At 68.7% G+C, this 2,349-nt stretch carries 1 protein-coding gene; it reads left to right on the forward strand.

Annotation, left to right across the window (positions count from 1 at the left end; genetic code table 11):
* The first annotated feature begins 204 nt into the window (after nt 1-204).
* On the forward strand, nt 205-2,175 hold the full coding sequence (locus VFZ20_RS05160) for an acyl-CoA dehydrogenase family protein (RefSeq protein WP_329682767.1): 1,971 nt from the start codon (nt 205-207) through the stop codon (nt 2,173-2,175).
* The last annotated feature ends 174 nt before the right edge of the window (nt 2,176-2,349 follow it).

A 2,349-nucleotide genomic window follows, 5' to 3' on the forward strand; every position in this document is an offset into this window, starting at 1 on the left:
ATCCGCATCATCCCCCTCCGGGCGAATCCCCGTGCACGCCGTGCTCCCGTCAACCCGCCGAACACCGTTCGACGGCGCCGTGCAAGGGTGTTGCGTGAGCCGTGCTCACCTTTATGTTCAGCCTCGTGGCTAAACCGGACGGCCTGCCGTTTGCCCGGCGGGGACACACGCCGACGCCCGCTCACTTCACGAGGACTGACGAGCATGAGTGCCAACAACGGGCAGCAGCCCAGCGAGCAGGAATCCCGCGAAGTCGCCGAGGCGGCGCGCGAGACCGAGTGGACCGCGCCCAGCTTTGTGCGTGAGCTCTTCCTGGGCAACTTCCGCCTCGACCTGATCCACCCGTACCCGCAGCAGACGCCCGAGGACAAGGCCAAGACCGACGCGTACATCGCGAAGCTCCGGCCCATCATCGAGCGGGTGGACAGCGACGAGATCGACCGCACGGGCGAGCTGCCCGCCGACGTGGTCCAGGAGCTTCGCGAAGTGGGCGCGTTCGGCCTCAAGATCCCCGAGGAGTACGGCGGCATCGGCCTGAGCCAGGTGGGCTACGGCCGCACCATCGGCATGGTCACCAGCAAGGACGGCAACCTCACGGCCCTGCTGTCGGCGCACCAGTCCATCGGCGTTCCCCAGCCCGTAAAGCTCTTTGGCACCCCGGAGCAAAAGAAGAAGTACCTGCCCCGCATTGCCAAGGGCGCCATCAGCGCGTTCGCGCTCACGGAAGACGGCGTGGGCTCGGACCCGGCGGCCCTCAGCACGACGGCCACGCCCACGGAGGACGGCAAGTCGTTCGTCATCAACGGCCAGAAGCTGTGGTGCACCAACGGCACCATGGCCGAGCTGCTGGTGGTGATGGCCCGCACGCCCGACAAGATCAAGAACGGCAAGCCCATCCCGCAGATCACGGCCTTCATCGTCGACACCAGGACGCCGGGCGTGACCATTGCCCAGCGCTGCCGCTTCATGGGCCTCAAGGCGCTGCAGAACGCGGTGATCACGTTCGACAACGTGGTGGTGCCGCGCGAGGACATCCTGTGGGGCGAGGGCAAGGGCCTCAAGCTGGCCCTGGTCACGCTCAACACGGGCCGGCTTACGCTGCCCATGAGCGCGGCGTACGGCGCCAAGGCCGCCGTGCAGGTGGCCCGCAAGTGGGCGGCGGAGCGCGTGCAGTGGGGCCAGCCCGTGGGCAAGCACGACGAGGTTGCGCAGATGCTGGGCGGCATGGCGGCCGACGCGTTCGGCATCGAGGCCATGGCCGAGATGTCCAGCGCCCTGGCCGACCAGGCGCAGAACGACATCCGCCTGGAGGCGGCCATCGCCAAGCTGTGGACGTCGGAGGTGGGCTGGAAGCTCATCGACGACCTGGTGCAGATCCGCGGCGGCCGCGGCTACGAGACGGCGGATTCGCTCAAGGCGCGCGGGGAAAAGCCCATCGCCGTGGAGCGGATGATGCGCGATTTCCGCATCAACCGCATCTTCGAGGGCACCAGCGAGATCATGCACCTGTTCATTGCCCGCGAGGCGGTGGACACGCACCTTTCCGTGGCCGGCGACATGATCAAGCCCGGCATTGGCGCGGGGCAAAAGCTCGCCGCCATGGCCAAGGCGGGCCTGTGGTACGCGGGGTGGTTCCCCAAGCGGCTGGTGGGCAGCGGCCAGCTTCCGGGCACGTACGGCGAGTTTGGCCCGCTGGCCAAGCACGTTCGCTACGTGGAGCGCACCAGCCGCAAGCTGGCGCGCGAGATGTTCTACGCCATGGGCAAGCACCAGGCAAAGCTGGAGCGCAAGGGCAAGCTGCTGGCGCGCTTCGTGGACATTGGCGCGGAACTGTACGCCATCAGCTGCGCGTGCGTGCGTGCGCAGTCCATGCGCAGCCTTCCGCACGGCCGCGACGCCGCGCGCCTGGCCGACGTGTTCGCCAAGCGGTCGCGCATGCGCATTCGCGCGCTGTTCGCCGAGATCGGCAACAACGCCGACGAGAGCACGTACCGCCTCGCGCAGGACGTGCTCAAGGGCAAGTACGCGTGGATCGAGGACGGCGCCATCCAGGCGTGGCCCGACGAGGGCACGGGCGCCCCGCCGGCGCCCGGCGCGGGTTCGGCCGGCAAGCCGTCCGAGCGCGGCCAGCTCTCCGGCGAGCGCGTGGCCACGCAGGTGGGCGCCGGCGCCTGACGCGCGGACGATCTTTCGGTGGATGAGCGGCGGCCCCGCGACGAGCAATCGTCGCGGGGCCGCATCGTTTCCTGAGTCGCGCCAGTGGGTCGCGCTCGCCTCACCTTGTCCTGGACGGAAAAGCCTTCGTTTCGTGAGAGGGTGTTGCCGAACCTTGGCTCGAAAGCGTCATCC

It is taken from the genome of Longimicrobium sp., assembly GCF_036280135.1.
Lineage (GTDB): Bacteria > Gemmatimonadota > Gemmatimonadetes > Longimicrobiales > Longimicrobiaceae > Longimicrobium.

Excerpts from the sequence above, each read along its gene's own strand:
- VFZ20_RS05160 (WP_329682767.1), top strand. The coding sequence starts at position 205 with ATGAGTGCCAACAACGGGCAGCAGCCCAGCGAGCAGGAATCCCGCGAA.